We start from the raw sequence: 17,064 nt of genomic DNA on the forward strand, positions 1-17,064 counted from the left end.
AACGAGGCCGACAGCGTGATCATCATCCCAGGCTACGGCATGGCGGTGGCCCAGGCGCAGAACGCGGTCAGCGAGCTGGTGACCAAGCTGCGCGCTAAGGGCAAGAACGTGCGTTTCGCCATTCACCCGGTTGCCGGGCGTCTGCCGGGGCACATGAACGTGCTGCTGGCCGAGGCCAAGGTGCCCTATGACATCGTGATGGAGATGGACGAGATCAACGAGGACTTCCCCGAAACGGACGTCGCCATCGTGATCGGGTCGAACGACATCGTGAACCCCGCCGCCCAGGACGACCCCAACAGCCCCATCGCCGGCATGCCGGTTCTGGAATGCTGGAAGGCGAAACAGGTCTTTGTGTCGAAACGCGGCCAGGGCACCGGCTATTCCGGCATCGAGAACCCGCTGTTCTTCAAGGAGAACACCCGCATGTTCTATGGCGACGCCAAAGACAGCCTCAACAAACTGCTGCCAATGATCGAGTGAGATTGACGGCGGCACATACGCCGCTGTTGACAGTCACAATGGCCTTCCCGGAGCAATTCGGGGAGGCTTTTTCTTGCGCAGGTCAAACGGGGGCGCTGCCCCCAATTGTGGCAGGCCACAATTTCCCCCGGGATATTTTTGAACAGAAGAAGCCGGGCACCCGGTTGCAGGCGGTGGTTTGCTTTGTTGCATTCCTGACACGAAAGCGATCTGGTGCGCGAAATTCGCCGGGGCGGCAAATCCGGTGTTTTTGTTTCTTCTTGCGGGGTTAGCCGACGGGGCGCGCGATGTCGGTGAATGGTATGCAATTGTATTCCTGTAACGTATTGAAAGAAATTGAATTTTTTGGTTTATCCTGTGTTGGATCAGGATAAGTTGCGGCAAAATACAAGGCCGCATTCATGACCCAGTTCTCTGACCATCCTCTGCGCTATCAGCTGTCAAACGAGCTGCATGCACGGCCCTTTCCGACGGTGGGCACCCCGGGGCGGGCGGTTTATCTGGTTGTGCGCAAAGAAGATCACGCGGCATCGCGCGACAAATCCGAAGATCTAGCCCATCTGATTGATTTGCTGAACCGCTATGGCGCGCCGCATCCCCAGCCGGGGGCGACGCATTATTCGGCGCAGATCGGCAAGCACAATCTGAAATGGGAAAGCCATACCGAGGTGGTGACATATTCGGTGTTCATGGATGGCGCGGGCGAGCGTCCGTTTGACCCGGCGGATTTTGATGTGTTTCCGCAAGATTGGCTGGCGCGTGCGCCGGGGCAGCGGGTGACATCGGCGATGATCCGGATTGGCGCGCAGCCCGATCAGGCCCGTCTGGCCGAGGATCTGGTCAGTTGGTTTGTGCCGGAAAGCCTGGCGGTCAGCCATGTTCTGGAAGAGGCGGCGATTGTGGCCGGTGATTTCCGAATTGATCCGGCGGGACATGTGCGGTTCGCGGTGTTTCCTGCCGATGGCACCGGCGAAAGCCGGGTGGGGCGTATCCTGCAACGGATCTGCGAAATCGAGTTGTACAAATCGCTTTCGATGCTCGGGTTTTCCAAGTCTGGCGAGCTGGGACCGGTCCTGGGGGCGCTGGATGATCAGTTGACCGATTTGATGACCCGGATGACGGATGAAAAACAACAGGCCGAGGAAACGCTTCAGGCCCTGTTGGCGATATCGGCGGAGCTTGAGGCGCAATCGGCCAAATCGTCGTTTCGGTTCGGTGCGACCGGTGCCTATGAGGCGATTGTGCTGCAACGGATCGAGATGCTGCGCGAAAGCCATTTCAACGGTCGGCAAAGCTGGCATGAATTCATGGTCCGCCGGTATGATCCGGCGATGCGCACGGTGAAATCAACCGAGCGGCGGCTGGCCACCATGGCGGAGCGGGCGATGCGGGCCAGCGAGCTTTTGCGTACCAGGATCGAGGTCGAGCGCTCTGCCCAAAACCAGTCGCAGCTGGAGGCGATGAACCGACGGGCGGAATTGCAACTGCGTCTGCAAGAGACGGTTGAGGGGCTGTCGGTTGTGGCGATCAGCTATTACGCGGTGTCGCTGGCGGGGTATCTTGCCTATCCCTTTGGCAAGGCCGTGGGGATAAGCAAGGAATGGGTGCTGGCGGGATTGACGCTGCCGGTTGTCGGGGCGGTGGCCTGGTTCCTGCACCGGATGAAAAAGCGGCTTAGCGCGAAACCTTAGTCAGGGCATGTGTGGTCAGCCCGCCGATCGCCATGAAGCAAAGCGCCAGCAACGCCGCGACCGAAAGGGTGGGAATGCCGCCCAGCCCCGCGCCAACGGTGCAGCCGCCCGCCAGGACGCCGCCAACCCCCATCAGCGCCGCGCCGAACATGTAGCGCCCGGTTTCGCGCGGGCTGGTGAAGCTCTGCCAGCGGAAGGTCTTGCAACTGAGCGAGGCCAGCAGCGCCCCGGTCAGGACGCCGCCAAACAGGCCGACGCCAAACCCCGGGGTGATCGCGGTGCTGGCGATGGCCCAGAACAGGGTTTCGGTGGCCGGCGCGGTGAAGGACAGGCTTTCCATTGTGATCGGGTCGAAGTCGTCGAACAACACAAATCCGGTTCCAACCCAGGCCGCAGGCACAAGCAGGCCCAGCAGGCCGGCCATGACCAAATGCCGGATCGTGTTGCCAGAGCGCACAGCCAGGAACAGCGCCAGCAAGGCAATCACCGCGGTCCACAGCAATGCGCCGCCGGGCAGGGCCGCCAGCGAGATATGTTCGCCCAGCGGAAGGCTCACGCTGGCCAGCGCGGTGCGGGGGGCGGCCAAGACGCCCTTGAGCGTGGCATGGGCGACAACCGAGAACACAAGAATGACGGTCAAGGCGCGCAGGTTTCCCGTACCGCCCAGCACCGCCAGCCGCGACACGCATCCACGGGTCAGCACCATGCCGGCCCCAAACAGCGCCCCGCCCAGGCCAATAGCGAGCCAGGCCAGATCCGGCGTCATGAAACGGTGGCCGTCAAAGTCGATCCAGCCTGCGGCCACCGCGCCCTGGGTGCCAAGCACCGCAGTGGCCAATGCCATGGCCCAAATGCCCGCCGCCTGTTTGCGATCATCGCCGACCAACGCGCGCCGAAAACAGAATTTCGTCCGCTCGGCCAGCACGCCGAACAGCATGCCAAGGATCAGGGCCATTATGACACTGGCCTGTTTTGCACTGGTGTCTTCAAAGCTGAAATATTCGAACATGGCCGCCTCGTTGGTTCTGTTTGAACTCACATGCAGGCTATTTGCAGAGCGATCAAGGGGCAGGTGGCGGATTTGCGGCCCGGCGGCCCCGGCGGGTATTGACGTTGCGGTGCTGTGGGGCCACCTGTTGATGCAAAGGCCGGGGATCGGTCGCGTCAGGGGCATACATGCCCGCTGCGCCAGACCAGTCTACAGATCATCAGACGTTCAAGGAGTTTCGCCATGCCCGTGAAGAACCGATTTGCCGAATTGCAGGGGGAAATCACCGCTTGGCGGCGGGATCTGCATGAAAACCCCGAAATCCTGTTTGATACCCATCGCACGGCGGGAATCGTGGCGGACCGGCTGCGGGACTTTGGCTGTGACGAGGTGGTGACCGGGCTGGGGCGCACCGGCGTTGTCGGGGTGATCAAGGGCAACTCTGCGGACAGCGGCAAGGTGATTGGCCTGCGCGCCGATATGGATGCGCTGCCGATCCTTGAACAGACCGGGGTAGAATATGCCTCGAAAACCGATGGCGCCATGCACGCCTGCGGCCATGATGGCCATACAGCGATGTTGTTGGGGGCGGCAAAATACCTGAGCGAAACCCGGAATTTCGACGGCACGGTTGTGGTGATCTTTCAACCGGCAGAAGAGGGCGGCGGCGGTGGCCGTGAGATGTGCGAAGATGGTCTGATGGATCGTTGGGGCATCCAGGAGGTCTATGGCATGCACAATTGGCCCGGTTTGCCATTGGGGTCTTTTGCCATTCGCCCCGGTGCGTTTTTCGCTGCCACCGATCAATTCGAGATCACCTTTGAGGGTTTGGGGGGCCATGCCGCCATGCCACATTTGGGCGTCGATACCGTGGTGATGGCCGCCCATGCGGTGACGGCGCTACAGACGATTGCCAGCCGCAACGCCAATCCGGCAGATCAGATCGTGGTTTCTGTCACCTCTTTTGAGACCTCTTCCAACGCGTTCAACGTCATACCGGCGAAAGTCGAGCTGAAGGGCACGGTGCGCACCATGAGCGCCGAATTGCGTGCCCAGGCCGAAACGCGGGTAAAGGCAATCTGTGACGGGATCGCGGCCAGTTTTGGCGGGTCGGCGGATGTGACCTATCATCATGGCTACCCGTGCATGGTCAACCAAGAGGAACAGACCGCCTTTGCGGCGGAGGTCGCCACAAAGGTCGCCGGCGCATGTGATCTGGCCCAGATTACCATGGGCGGCGAAGATTTTGCCTATATGCTAGAGGAACGGCCCGGCGCCTATATCCTGGTCGGCAATGGCGACAGCGCCGATCTGCATCACCCGAAATACAATTTCAACGACGAGGCGATCCCCGCCGGCTGTTCCTGGTGGGCCGAGATTGTCGAAAACCGGATGCCTGCGGCCTAGCGGGCGCGTGAGGTGGGGTGCGCAAGTCACGCGCACCCCGTTTTCTGATCAATGCATTTGGCCCATGCAACGCGACCCCAGATCAAAGATCAGGCGCGGTTGACGGGGGCGGGCACATCAAGCGAACCCCTTACTCGCGTTCGATGTCGCGCTTGTGTCGGCCTTTGGCCTGTGCGCCCTTGATCGACTTGGCAAAGGCCTTGCCCCGGGCGCGCGATTGCGCCAGCGTTTCGGAATTGTGCCGGTCTTCGCGCAACAGTTTTTGCCAACGGGCAATCCGCTCGCGGTCGACCTGACCCGATTTGATTGCCGCCGTGATGGCACATCCCGGTTCGCTGTCGTGGCCACAGTTGTTGAACCGGCATTGGGTTGCCAATTGCTCAAGGTCATCAAAGACCGCGCCAATGCCATCCGCCGCATCTTTTAATTGCAGCTCCCGCATGCCGGGGGTGTCGATCAACCAGCCCCCCGCAAGGGTTGGCCGCAGGGCGCGAAAGGTCGTGGTGTGGCGGCCGCGCGCATCATCGTCGCGAATATCGCGGGTTTCGGCGTTTTCCCCGGTCAAAGCATTGCGCAGGGTGGTCTTGCCCACACCGGAAGATCCAATCAGCGCAAGCGTTTGGTTCTTCGAGCACCACGGCGCGAGGCGATTGGCCTCTTCCGGATCTTTGGCATTGACCGTCAGCGCGGTGACCAGCGGCGACAAACGTTCGGCCTGACGCAGATAGTCATGGGGGGTGTCCGCCATGTCGGATTTGGTCAACACAACCAATGGCAAACAACCGGCCGAAGACACCAGCGCCAAATAACGTTCCAGTCGCGCAACGTTGAAATCGTCATTGCAGCTGGTGACAATTGCAATGGTGTCGATATTCGCCGCAATGCGCTGGGCTGCGACGCCGGGGCCTGCGGCGCGCCGGGTCAGGTCGGTGACCGGGTCCAGACGGCGCAGGGCCGAAACGCCGTCGGACAAGATCCAATCGCCCACCGCATAGGCGCCGCTGGCCTCGCGCGGGTGAAGATCGAACATACCGTCGGGGGTCAGGGCAACAAGCCGGTCACGGTGGATTTCCGCCACGCGGGCAGGGGGGAGATGTGCGTCGGCCTCTTCAATTTGCCGCGCGAAATGATCTGACCATCCGAGGTCAGGCAAGGTTTTAACTGTCAATGGTTTTGTCCCGTATCAGGAAGATCGAATGCTTGGGGTTCAAGCATGATTTCGGCCCGGACAGCGGATCAGACCGCCACCCGCAGGGTGCACACAATTTCCATGATGCCCTCCTGCGCTGAATTGGGTTCGTGTTAGATTAGTCCGACGCGCGCGCCGGATCAAGGGGGTGGTGAACGGCAAATCGCGCCGTTCACCCGGAAGATGTCAGCCTTTTGCGGCGGTTGGCCTGGCGGCGGCTTTCGGGGCTGCTTTGGCCGGTGTTTTTGCCAGTGTTTTTGCGGGCGTTTTGGCGGCGGCCTTTGTGGGCGCTTTGGTTGTGGCTTTGGCTGTGGTTTTTGCCGCTGCTTTTGCCGGGGTCTTCACAGCGGTCTTTGTCGCGGCTTTGGCTGGTGCTTCGGTTTTGGCGGCAGCTTTTGGGGCAGCGGATTTGGGGGCGGTTTTTGCGGCCGCAGATTTGGCCGGTGCGCGGCGCTTTTTCGGCGCGGCTTTGGGCGCGCGCAAAGCGGCCTCTGCGCGAAGCCAATGATCCTGTTCGCATCCATGCGGCTGGCCATCGTTCAGCCAGATGTAAAACGCAGCTTCGGCAATGGCGGCGGTGTCGACGGTTTGGTTTGTATTCTGGGCTGTGGTCATGGTGATTTCCCCCTTCGTCACAGTATAAGTTAGCGCTAACGAACGTAGCAGAGTTTCTGCACTTGCACAATAAATGCTGCTGTGCAGAAATGTCGCGCCCGACTGGTATGCAGCCGCAATACGCGCTAAGTCGCTGGCAACAGAAAAAGGAGTCGCCCGTGGTCGCCAATATCATGTGCATCAAATGGGGCACCTTGTTCGGGCCGGAATATGTCAATCGGCTGTACTCCGGGGTGCGGCGCAATATCGACGCCCCGGTGCGGTTTTTCTGCATGACCGAGGAAACCGACGGTTTGCATCCGGATATCGAAGTGCTTGACCTGCCGGTCGAACCCTTTTCGGAGCCGATGAATGCTGCGCTGGCGGTGGCCAACCGGCAGGGCGCAATGCGCAAGGTGTCGCTGTTTCGCCCCGATCTGGTGCCGGATCTGGATGGGCCGGTGCTTGGGTTTGATCTGGACGTGGTGATCACCGGCGATCTGACGCCGATCTGGCAGATGTCACCGGGCAAGATTGCCATGCGCCATGACTGGACAGAAAAGCGCAAAGGACGGCCCACCGGTCATGGATCGGTGTTTCGGTTTGACCCGGGCGAGCATGGATTTCTGTACCGCGATCTGGCGGCCAACCCATATGACGAGGTGGAAAAGGCCCGCGGGTCAGAGCAGCGCTATACCTCGCACAAGGCGATGGACAACGGGGTGTTTGACTATATCCCCGGCGAATGGGTGGTGAGCTATAAGTATGATTGCAACCCGTTTCCGCGCAATTACCTGATGTCACCGCGGCTGCCGGATGAGGCGCGGGTGGTATGTTTTCATGGCCGCCCCAAGATGCCGGATGCGGTGGACGGCTATACCGGCCAGTTCATTCGCTATTCCAAACCTTGTGGCTGGTTGCGGGATCATTGGATTGATCGCGCGCGTGCGGACTTGGGGCCGGACTGGGCCTGATCGAATAGAAGCGGGCCTGACCAAAGATGCCCCCGCGCCGGAGCCCAAAGAAAACGCAGAACATGCCGCAGAACACTGGCTCTGGTCCTGGTTCGGGGGAGGCGGATTTGCGTATTTTAAAAAGAGAAGAAGACCGGGGTCCGGGCAGGGTCCGGGCGGGCCCCGGGTTTCCGGTCGTTGGCGCCGCGGCGGATCAGCCGCCAGTGTGGCTCATGTGGCGGCTGACCTGACCATCGGCGCGTTGGCGGGAATAGTCGAAATCATGGCCCTTGGGCTTGAGCGAGATTGCATCGCGGATCGCGGCCTCTAGCGGTGCATTGCTGTCGGGGTGGTTGCGCAGGGCGGCGCGCAGATCGGCGTTGTCCTCCTGGCCAAGACACATGAACAATTCGCCGGTACAGGTCAGCCGCACGCGATTGCAGCTTTCACAGAAATTATGGGTCAGGGGCGTGATAAAGCCGATTTTCTGGCCGCTTTCCTGAAGCTGCACGTAACGTGCGGGGCCGCCGGTGCGCTCGGGCAGGTCGATCAGGGTGTAGTTCTGGGCCAGTTGGCCGCGCAGATCGTCGAGCGACCAATATTGGCCGATGCGGTCTTCATTGCCGAGATCCCCCATTGGCATGACCTCGATAAAGGTCAGGTCAATGTCGCGGCTGGCACACCATTCCGTCAGGGTGAACAGCTCATCCTCGTTGAACCCTTTTAGGGCCACGGCGTTGATTTTCACCCGCAGCCCCGCAGCCTGGGCCGCATCAATGCCGCGCAACACCTGGGGCAGGCGGCCCCAGCGGGTGACGCGGGCAAATTTGTCTTCGTCCAGCGTGTCCAGCGACACGTTCACCCGGCGGACACCGGCGTCAAACAGCTGATCGGCAAATCGTTCCAGCTGGCTGCCATTGGTGGTCAGAGTCAGTTCCTGCAACGCGCCACTGTCGAGATGGCGGGTCATGGCGCGGAAAAACGTCATGATGTCGCGGCGCACCAGCGGTTCACCGCCGGTGATGCGCAGTTTCTCGACCCCGAGGCCGATGAAGGTGCTGCACATGCGGTCCAGCTCCTCCAGCGTCAGCAATTCCTTTTTCGGCAGGAATGTCATGTTCTCGGCCATGCAATAGACACAGCGGAAATCGCAGCGGTCGGTGACCGAGACCCTGAGATAGGAAATCGGGCGTTGAAACGGGTCGATGAGTTTGACTGTCATGACCGGTAAGGTAGGGTGCGCCACCCCGCCGAACAAGGGGAATGTGGCGTTGACGGGGGCGACCAAAGGCGTATGGATGGGGCCATGACAAAACGTTTGATCCTCGGCGCGGTGGCGCTTTTATTGGTGTCTGCCTGCGGTGACAAAGGCGGGTTTGGTGGGATGCTGCGGCCGCGCGATCGCGATACGGCCGCCGTGGAAGAGGCCGACACCCCGGATCCGTCGCGCAGTATTGCCCCCGCCACACGGCCGCCGGAAGATGCGGTTTCAGCCGAAGATTTTGACACGACCACGGTGCAAGACCGTGAAAAGGCCGCGGAAGTGCCTGCCAGCGGTGGCGAGACGGCGCTTGGGTCCACGGTGGCGTCACTTGGTGATCCGGTGCGGCCGGGGTTCTGGCTGGAAACGCCCTTGGTGACTGCCGCGACCAAGGGCCGGGTGGAATTTCCCGGCTCTGGCAAATCTGCGCAGGTCGATCTGATACCGATTGACGGGCCGGCCACGGCCGGCAGCCGGATTTCGCTGGCGGCCATGCGGTTGATCGAAGCGCCGCTGACCGGTCTGCCAGAGATTTTGGTCTTCAGGAACTGAGGTATTTGCCCGCTTCACGGCGGGCGAATGGCTTCATCCGGTCCCCATGCAGGCCAAGAAAGGCCTCTGTGGCGTCGGGCGCATGTTTCGACAGATCGCGCAGCCACCAGGCCACGGCCTTTTGAATGAACCAATCCTTGTCTTCCACATAGCCCGCGGCCCAGCCAAGGATGCGGTCGCGTCGGACAATGTCATCCGGTTTGGGGTGGCGCAATTTTGTCCAGGGCAGGGTGGCCACCAACGCCGCGCGCCGGGTCCACATGTGATCGGATCTTGTCCAGGCTTCGATCTGATCCAGACGGGATGGATCGGCGGTCAGGCGTCTTTGCGCCGCCATACAGGCGTGATCGGCAATGGCCCAGGCGTCAAAATCCGCCACCCACGACAGGATCAGATCCCAAACCGCATCATCGGGACGGATGCGCGCCTGGGTCAGAAGTTTTGCCGCCGCAATGCGGGCTTCGTGAATGTCGGTTTTCCACAAGCCATCCGCCAGCGCCACACGTTCGGCCAGCGTCAACGTCCTGCGCCAAGCGGTGGTCAATTCGTTCAAGGCCGGGTTTGGCACGCCCAGATACGCTCGCGGCACCTTGTGATATGCGGCGGACCCTTCGGCGCGGCCCGGTTCGATATGGGCCTTCATCGCGTCCAGCGCGGCCTCAGGCGTCATTGTAAATTCGCATCAATGCCGGTGGGCAGACCATCAATGGTTTCGCGATTATACGTGTCCCAGTAATCGCGCATGCCCTCCGCGCCCTTGGATGTGTTGGACCGCGTCAGCGTGTCCCGTTCGCCGGCAAAATCCATGAAGGGCACCGCATAGCCACAGGAGGTCTGGACCATCTCGACCGACAGGTCGAAAATCTGGCGGGCGTCGATCCGGTCGCCGAAATGGGCAATCAATTCCGGCCAATCGGCATCATTGCGATGTACGCTGCGCGCGGTGCCATAGGTGCGCAGGATCTGCGGTCGTTTGTCAAAGGAACACCACATCAAGGTCATGCGCGGCACTTCGGCAAGATGCCCGGCGGTTTCATTGCCCGATCCGGTCAGGTTCAGCCAAATGATCCGGTTCGGCCCCAGAACCCGCAGGCTGTCCATGCCCTTGGGGGACAGGTTGACCCGGCCCGTCGTCGCCGCAGTGGCGCAGAAAAAGACATGCTGCGCCTCGATCATGGTTTGATGTGCCGCCTCAATCGCCGGAAATTGTTTGGCCATGGATCATTCCACCGTGACAGATTTTGCAAGGTTTCGAGGCTGGTCGACATCCGTGCCTTTGGCAATAGCGGTGTGATAGGCAAGCAGCTGTGCCGGGATGGCATAGAGGATCGGGGTCAACAGATCCGGCACGGTTGGCAGGGTCAGGTTGTGCCAGACATCGCCGCTGCCGCGCGCCGCACCCCGGGCATCGGTGATCAGAACCACCTTGCCGCCACGGGCGATGACCTCTTGCATGTTGGACACAGTCTTGTCGAACAGCGCGTCACAGGGCGCCATCACCACCACCGGCACCATCGGATCAACAAGGGCAATGGGGCCGTGTTTCAGCTCGCCTGATGCATAAGCTTCGGCGTGTATATAGCTGATTTCTTTTAGCTTCAGCGCACCTTCAAGTGCCATGGGATACATAAGGCCCCGACCAAGGAACAGGATGTCCTTGGCTTTGGACAGATCATAGGCAATGTCGCGCAACGCGTCGCTTTGGGTCAGGGCATCGTTGATCTGGCCGGGCAACGCACGCAGCTGCGACAGCCGGTCCTGAAGCTGTGGGGTGTCCATCGTGCCGCGGTCATGGGCGGCCTTGAGTGCCATCAAAAGCAGCACGGTCAATTGACAGGTAAAGGCCTTGGTCGAGGCGACGCCGATTTCGACACCGGCGTGGATGGGCAGGGCCACATCGCTTTCCCGCGCGATCGAGCTTTCGGGAACATTGACCACCGACATTACATGATCGGCTTTGCCACGTACATATCGCAGCGCGGCAAGCGTATCAGCGGTTTCGCCCGATTGGCTGACAAACAGGGCGGCGGTGCCTTTTGGGATCGGCGGTTCGCGATACCGGAATTCCGAGGCCACATCGACCTCGACCGGCAGGCGCGCGATCTGTTCGAACCAGTATTTCGCGGTCAGACAGGCGTAAAACGCCGTGCCACAGGCCACCATGGTGATGCGGTCGATTTTGGAAAAGTCGGGGAGGTTTTCCGGCCAGACCAGCGCGCTTCCATCGGCGGTCAGATATTCGGCCAGAGCGTTTTGGATCACCGCCGGCTGTTCGGCGATTTCCTTCGCCATGTAGTGTTTATAGCCCGCCTTGTCGACTTTGGCGGCATCCAGTTTCACCGTCTTGACCGGACGGTTGGCCAGTTGCCCGTCGGCGTCGCGGATTTCCAGGCTGGTGCGGGTGACAATCGCCCTGTCACCTTCGTCGAGATAGGTGATGCGGTCGGTCAGCGGCGCAAGCGCAATCGCGTCAGAGCCGACATACATCTCGCCGTCACCATGGCCAATCGCCAGTGGCGATCCTTTGCGCGCCGCCACCAGAAGATCGGCCTCGCCGTCAAACAGGAACGCGAGCGCAAAGGCCCCTTCCAGCCGGTCCAACGTGGCAAAGGCGGCCTCGACCGGGGATTTGCCCTGATCCATGTAAAACCGCGTCAGCAACGCGATGGTTTCGGTGTCCGTGTCGGTGGCAAAGCTGAGCCCGGCTGCGGCCAGTTCCTCGCGCAGGGCGCGATAGTTTTCGATGATGCCGTTATGCACAACGGCAACCTTGCCGGCATTATGGGGGTGTGCGTTGGCCTCGGTCGGGGCGCCATGGGTGGCCCAGCGGGTGTGCCCGATCCCGGAGCGCCCCGCCAGAGGTTCATGCACCAGCCGATCCGACAGGTTGACCAGCTTGCCCACCGCGCGCCGCCGATCCAGCCGACCCTGATGCACCGTTGCGATCCCGGCGCTGTCATAGCCGCGATATTCCAGCCGTTTCAGCGCATCAACCAGGATTGGGGCGGCTTCATGCCCGCCAAGATACCCGACAATACCACACATTATTCGGTGCCTCCGGCCTGTTTGGCCTTTTTGGATTTTAACATTTCGAACAATTTACGTGCCAGGCCCGGTTTGTTGATCTGTTCGGGGCGGGCGATGGCCATGGCGGCATCGGGCACGTCCTTGGTCACCACGGTGCCGCTTGCGGTCATGGCCTCGTTGCCGATTTTGACCGGGGCAACCAGCATGGTGTTTGATCCGATGAAGGCCCGCGCGCCGATCTCTGTTCGGTGCTTGAAAACCCCGTCATAGTTACAGGTGATCGTGCCCGCGCCGATGTTGGTTTTTTCGCCGACATGTGCGTCGCCGATATATGTCAGGTGATTGACCTTGGCCCCGGCGTCTAGCGTCGCATTCTTTATCTCGACAAAGTTGCCGACCCGCACATCTTCGGCCAGTTCGGCACCGGGGCGCAGGCGGGCGTAGGGGCCAACAATTGCGCCGCGCGACACATGACATCCCTCAAGATGTGAAAAGGCGCGGATCTGTGCGCCGTTTTCAATCGTCACACCGGGGCCAAACACCACGTTCGGTTCGATTTCGGTATCCGGGCCGATGTAGGTGTCAAACGCGAAATAGACCGTGGCAGGCGCGGCAAGGGATACGCCATTTTCCAGCGCCTCTGCGCGGGCGCGGGTTTGAAACTCGGCTTCGGCCACGGCCAGATCGGCGCGGGAATTCACGCCCATGGTCTCGCTCTCGTCACAGGCGACCGCAGTGGCGCTCAGCCCGGCAGCGCGGGCGAGGGCGACAATATCCGTCAGATAATATTCGCCAGAGGCGTTGTCGTTGCCAACCTGATCAAGCAGGGTGAACATCGTCTCGGCGTCGGCGGAAATCACCCCGGAATTGCAGAAATCAATCGCGCGTTCGCGCATGCCCGCGTCTTTGAATTCAACGATCTGTTGCAGCGCGTCGCCATCCATGACCAACCGGCCATATTTGCCCGGATCAGCCGCCTGAAATCCCAGCACAACCACGTCATGGGTTTTCCGTGCCTCGGCCATGGCGGCAAGCGTTTCGGGACGAATGAACGGCGTGTCACCATAAAGCACAATCACATCGCCGGAAAACCCGGCCAGCGCGTCGCGCGCCTGAAGCACGGCATGGCCGGTGCCCAGTTGTTCCGATTGCACGACACAGGTTGCTGTTTCGTCGATGTCTCGCGCGGCGGTTTCCACCAAATCCGCGCCGTGACCGGTCACGATCACTGTGCGGTCGGGTTCCAGCGCGGCACCGGATTGCATGGCGTGGGCCAGAAGGGGCGCGCCGGCAACCTTGTGCAGAACTTTTGGCAGGTCGGAACGCATCCGGGTGCCTTTACCGGCGGCCAGAATGACAAGTGCGATGCTCATTGCGCTTTCTCTTTGTAATTGCCTCGCCCCCGTTTTATCCGCTGAATTGAAACTCGCAAGGTGGCGATCCTCACGTTGGATTGCGGTTTGTGTCAGGAAGGGTGCCCTATGCGGACAGTGATTTTCGATCTTGACGGAACTTTGGCGGATACCAGTGGTGATTTGATCGCGGCGGCGAATGCCTGTTTTCGGGACATGGGCGCGGGGGACGTGCTGGACCCTGTGCGCGATGCGGGCACGGCGCTGCGCGGCGGGCGGGCGATGCTGACGCTGGGACTGGCGCGGATGGGCCGGGGGGATGACGCGGCGGCGGTGGCGCAATGGTATCCGCGTCTTCTGTCGGAATATGATCGCGCGCTGGACCATCAGACGGTGCTTTATCCCGGCGCAATTGCCGCGATCAAGGCGCTGTTGGCCGATGGTTTCCGAGTGGGGGTCTGTACCAACAAACCCGAAGCGATGGCCGATAAATTGCTTGTGTCGCTTGGGGTGCGGGATCTGTTTGGGTCGCTTGTCGGGGCGGATACCCTGCCGGTGCGCAAACCCGATGCTGCGCCCTATGTCGCGGCGGTAGAGCGTGCCGGGGGCAAGGTGGCGCAATCGGTGTTGATTGGCGACAGTGACACCGATCGCGAAACCGCGCGGGCGGCGGGCGTGCCTTGTGTGCTGGTCACTTTCGGTCCGTCGGGCGAAGATATGGCTGCCTTGCAGCCCGAGGCATTGCTGCATGACTATGACGATTTGCATCAAATTGTCTGCGGCTTGATAAAAGACGATATGTAATGAAGCGGCCGGGCGGCATGGCCGGCCTGACGTTTGGTGGAGTGCGAAACTAGACCATGAGTGAGCGATTTACCGGCAATTTCACCCAGCAAGAGCCGATCCCGGAAGAGGGGATCGAAGCGGCGGTTGAGGTTCTGCGCAGCGGGCGTTTGCATCGCTATAACCTTGTGGGCGATGAACCGGGCGCGGTGTCGCGTCTGGAGCAGGAATTTGCGGATCTGACCGGTGCGAAATACTGCCTTGCGGTGGCGTCCGGCGGATATGCGCTGGCCTGTGCGCTGCGCGCGGTGGGGGTGATGCCCGGTGATCGCGTGTTGACCAATGCCTTTACCCTGGCGCCGGTGCCGGGGGCGATTGCATCTGTCGGCGCGGTGTCGGTCTTTGTCGGCGTGACCGAGGGGCTGGTGATTGATCTGGAGGATCTGGCTGCCAAGCTGGATCAGGCCAAGGTGCTGCTGCTCAGCCATATGCGCGGCCATATCTGCGACATGGATCGGCTGATGGCGCTATGCGACGCGGCGGATGTAACCGTGATCGAGGATTGCGCCCATACCATGGGGGCGACCTGGCGCGGTGTGCCGTCGGGGCGGCATGGCGTTGTGGGCTGTTATTCCTGCCAAACCTATAAACACATCAATGCCGGCGAAGGCGGGTTTTTGGTGTCTGATGATGATATGGTCATGGCCCGGGCGGTAATGCTGTCGGGGTCATATATGCTGTATGACCGTCACCTTGCCGCGCCCGCGCCAGAGGTGTTTGAACAGATCAAATATGACACGCCAAATGTGTCGGGCCGGATGGATCATCTGCGCGCGGCTATTTTGCGCCCGCAATTGGCGCGGCTGCCGGAACAGGTTGATCGCTGGAACGAACGCTATCGCGTGGTCGAGGCCGGTCTGCGCGACACGCCGGGGTTGACGCGGGTGGCGCGGCGCGCGGGCGAGGGATTTGTCGGCTCGTCGATCCAGTTCCTGCTGCTGGATTGGTCCGAGGCCGCAATCGCCGAGGTGTTGCGCCGCTGTGGTGCGCGTGGCGTCGAGCTGAAATGGTTTGGCGGGGCAGAGCCGGTGGCCTTCACCTCGCGCTACGACTCTTGGCGGTATGCCGTGTCAGAGCCGATGCCGACCAGCGACCGGGTCTTGCGCGGTATCGTCGATATGCGCCTGCCGCTGACCTTCTCGACAGAGGATTGTGCCCTGATTGCGCGGATCATCCGGGCAGAGGTGGCGGCGGTTTTTCAGGCCGGGTGACGCGATCCGCATTTGGCCGCACGATCCTGCGGCCAAATGGTTTGGGCGATTACCGGCGGGCCAGATGCCGCAGGGGCGTGTCAGCCGAAAAATAGGACAAGGCCGAAAACCGCCCCGTGACATGCCGTGGCAGCTCAGCCTCATACTTTGGCAGACCGTTTTGCGGTGTGATCCGGTAGAGGCATTCCAATTCCTGCATCTCGCCATAAAGCACGGAGGTGCGCCCGTCTGGCTTCTTGCTGATATATAACGGATTGTCATAGCTGTAGACCGTGTCAAAGGCGCTTCGGTCTTGGGCCCATTGCACGGATTGAATACAGGACCGGGTCAGGGTCTTGTCGCTGACGGCGGGAAGATCGCGTATGGGCCCGACATCAATGCTCCATTGTCCGGCCCGGTCCACGGTATCGACATACAGCATCGTGCTGGCCGGGGTGCGCAAGAGCGCCGACAGAAGCGAAGGTTTGAGATAAGGTTCGGTGCCTTCGCTTTGCGAGGTAAGTTGCTCGTTTATCATGGCAATGGCCTCCAGCGCCAATTGAAACGCTTTTTCCACGTTGTCTTGGCTGTATTGCCCGGCAGCAATGTCGAGCGCGGGACTGTGGAACCCAAGCCGCCCCAATGGATGCAACACCCGCATGACGGCAACGCCACTTTCGGAATATCCTTGGGTGCCGCCCATAAAGGCCAGCGCACAGGCGGATTCACAGACGGCATCGGCTTCGATCTTGGTTGGGATATGCTGATCCTTGAACAGCGCGGCCAGGTTCACACCTTCGGTCAGGACGCCGCCGGGGCTGTCCAGACAGACAAAGAAATCCAGATCTTGCGCGTAGGTTTCAAAGAGGCTGCGATCAATGCCCAATTCCGTCAGGATGTAATCGGGCACTTTCTGGCGCGATGTGACAAGCACGATCACCAGCGCCTCGAGCGGGGCCATGAGATCCAGATTGCGTTCGCGGTATCCGATGAACCGCCGCAACCCATCCTGTGTCCCCGAACCTGCTACGCCGTCAATGGCCCCGGAATAAAACCCGTTCTGGGCCAGGGCGCTTTGCAGCAATTTGGTTTCGTCACGGCTTAGATCCCGGGCCATTGGTGTGCCGGCATCCGGTGGGATTCGCGGAACAAGCGCCAGTTGCAGCCCGCCCGTCACATAGAATTTGGTCGTCTGCTCAAGGTCGGCCTGAATCAGCGCGGTATCGCCCTTTTCGATTTGCCCGCTCAGCCGATGGGTGCAGGCCGATGATTCAGTTAGGGAATATCCATCAGACGACTCTCCGTTCGGGCCCAGAAACCGCCATTCGGCGGCAGAGGCCGCGCCGGTCATCAACAGGCTCGCGATGGCGGCAAAGAAAAAGTCCCGCATGTCTTTGGTCCTTAAATGATTACGTGCAATCCTTTCATTGTCGGGTGCTCCTGGCGGTCCGTCAACAGCGACGGCTGCAGGGGCTGCGTGGTCCAGCCGGGCGACGGGGATTGACGCAGGGCAGCCGATGTGGCATTTATTGAA

16 protein-coding genes are annotated in these 17,064 nt (G+C 61.0%); 7 read left to right on the forward strand and 9 right to left on the reverse strand.

Annotated elements, in window-relative coordinates:
* The coding region (locus tag Q4577_RS20760; protein WP_303470046.1) for an NAD(P)(+) transhydrogenase (Re/Si-specific) subunit beta at positions 1-483 on the forward strand (483 nt) is incomplete at its 5' end.
* Positions 484-884: 401 nt separating this feature from the next.
* On the forward strand, positions 885-2,174 hold the full coding sequence (locus Q4577_RS20765) for a DUF3422 family protein (protein ID WP_303470044.1): 1,290 nt from the start codon (positions 885-887) through the stop codon (positions 2,172-2,174).
* On the opposite strand, the gene Q4577_RS20770 is transcribed toward Q4577_RS20765, so the two are convergent.
* The gene (locus tag Q4577_RS20770) at positions 2,158-3,183 is read right to left on the reverse strand and encodes a YeeE/YedE thiosulfate transporter family protein (protein ID WP_303470042.1); all 1,026 of its coding nucleotides are present in this window, start codon (positions 3,181-3,183) and stop codon (positions 2,158-2,160) included. The genes Q4577_RS20765 and Q4577_RS20770 overlap by 17 nt on opposite strands.
* Positions 3,184-3,405: 222 nt before the next feature.
* Here Q4577_RS20770 and Q4577_RS20775 point away from each other — a divergent pair, with 222 nt between their 5' ends.
* Positions 3,406-4,569: a M20 aminoacylase family protein gene (locus Q4577_RS20775; protein ID WP_303470040.1), complete on the forward strand. Its 1,164-nt coding sequence runs from the start codon at positions 3,406-3,408 to the stop codon at positions 4,567-4,569.
* A gap of 130 nt (positions 4,570-4,699) precedes the next feature.
* On the opposite strand, the gene rsgA is transcribed toward Q4577_RS20775, so the two are convergent.
* Together rsgA and Q4577_RS20785 are read right to left on the reverse strand one after the other, a co-directional pair.
* Entirely contained in the window at positions 4,700-5,737 is a 1,038-nt protein-coding gene (rsgA, locus tag Q4577_RS20780) for a ribosome small subunit-dependent GTPase A (protein ID WP_244687529.1), read from the reverse strand.
* A 207-nt stretch (positions 5,738-5,944) separates the two neighbouring features.
* Entirely contained in the window at positions 5,945-6,373 is a 429-nt protein-coding gene (locus tag Q4577_RS20785; RefSeq protein ID WP_303470035.1) for a DUF2934 domain-containing protein, read from the reverse strand.
* Between the two features lie 173 nt (positions 6,374-6,546).
* Between Q4577_RS20785 and Q4577_RS20790 the strand changes: the two genes are divergently transcribed.
* Positions 6,547-7,326: a glycosyl transferase gene (locus Q4577_RS20790; protein WP_303470054.1), complete on the forward strand. Its 780-nt coding sequence runs from the start codon at positions 6,547-6,549 to the stop codon at positions 7,324-7,326.
* Positions 7,327-7,519: 193 nt separating this feature from the next.
* Here Q4577_RS20790 and moaA read toward each other — a convergent pair whose 3' ends face one another.
* The gene (gene moaA, locus Q4577_RS20795; RefSeq protein ID WP_303470032.1) at positions 7,520-8,527 is read right to left on the reverse strand and encodes a GTP 3',8-cyclase MoaA; all 1,008 of its coding nucleotides are present in this window, start codon (positions 8,525-8,527) and stop codon (positions 7,520-7,522) included.
* A gap of 84 nt (positions 8,528-8,611) precedes the next feature.
* Between moaA and Q4577_RS20800 the strand changes: the two genes are divergently transcribed.
* Positions 8,612-9,118 (forward strand): hypothetical protein, encoded by a 507-nt coding sequence (locus Q4577_RS20800; RefSeq protein WP_303470030.1) that lies wholly within the window; start codon positions 8,612-8,614, stop codon positions 9,116-9,118.
* Here Q4577_RS20800 and Q4577_RS20805 read toward each other — a convergent pair.
* The 4 genes from Q4577_RS20805 to glmU are packed head-to-tail and all read right to left on the reverse strand — an operon-like array spanning position 9,108 to position 13,518.
* Positions 9,108-9,788, reverse strand: coding sequence for a DNA alkylation repair protein (locus Q4577_RS20805; protein ID WP_303470029.1), 681 nt, complete (start codon positions 9,786-9,788; stop codon positions 9,108-9,110). The two genes, Q4577_RS20800 and Q4577_RS20805, sit on opposite strands and share 11 nt — an antisense overlap.
* The gene (locus tag Q4577_RS20810; RefSeq protein ID WP_303470028.1) at positions 9,785-10,336 is read right to left on the reverse strand and encodes a pyridoxamine 5'-phosphate oxidase family protein; all 552 of its coding nucleotides are present in this window, start codon (positions 10,334-10,336) and stop codon (positions 9,785-9,787) included. Before Q4577_RS20810 ends, Q4577_RS20805 begins: the two co-directional genes overlap by 4 nt.
* A gap of 3 nt (positions 10,337-10,339) precedes the next feature.
* Positions 10,340-12,163 carry a glutamine--fructose-6-phosphate transaminase (isomerizing) gene (gene glmS, locus Q4577_RS20815; protein WP_303470027.1) on the reverse strand — a complete coding sequence of 608 codons (1,824 nt, stop codon included), beginning with the start codon at positions 12,161-12,163 and terminating at the stop codon, positions 10,340-10,342.
* Complete coding sequence (gene glmU, locus Q4577_RS20820) at positions 12,163-13,518, reverse strand: bifunctional UDP-N-acetylglucosamine diphosphorylase/glucosamine-1-phosphate N-acetyltransferase GlmU (RefSeq protein WP_303470025.1); 1,356 nt, start codon at positions 13,516-13,518, stop codon at positions 12,163-12,165. The genes glmS and glmU overlap by 1 nt, the downstream gene beginning before the upstream one ends.
* A 108-nt stretch (positions 13,519-13,626) precedes the next feature.
* Between glmU and Q4577_RS20825 the strand changes: the two genes are divergently transcribed.
* Positions 13,627-14,301, forward strand: coding sequence for an HAD-IA family hydrolase (locus Q4577_RS20825; RefSeq protein ID WP_244687512.1), 675 nt, complete (start codon positions 13,627-13,629; stop codon positions 14,299-14,301).
* Between the two features lie 56 nt (positions 14,302-14,357).
* Positions 14,358-15,551, forward strand: coding sequence for a DegT/DnrJ/EryC1/StrS aminotransferase family protein (locus Q4577_RS20830; RefSeq protein ID WP_303470024.1), 1,194 nt, complete (start codon positions 14,358-14,360; stop codon positions 15,549-15,551).
* A 49-nt stretch (positions 15,552-15,600) separates the two neighbouring features.
* Here Q4577_RS20830 and Q4577_RS20835 read toward each other — a convergent pair whose 3' ends face one another.
* The gene (locus tag Q4577_RS20835) at positions 15,601-16,920 is read right to left on the reverse strand and encodes a peptidoglycan-binding protein (RefSeq protein WP_303470023.1); all 1,320 of its coding nucleotides are present in this window, start codon (positions 16,918-16,920) and stop codon (positions 15,601-15,603) included.
* Positions 16,921-17,064 lie beyond the last annotated feature (144 nt).

Origin of the sequence: Marinovum sp. 2_MG-2023, from assembly GCF_030548265.1 — a bacterium.
Lineage (GTDB): Bacteria > Pseudomonadota > Alphaproteobacteria > Rhodobacterales > Rhodobacteraceae > Marinovum.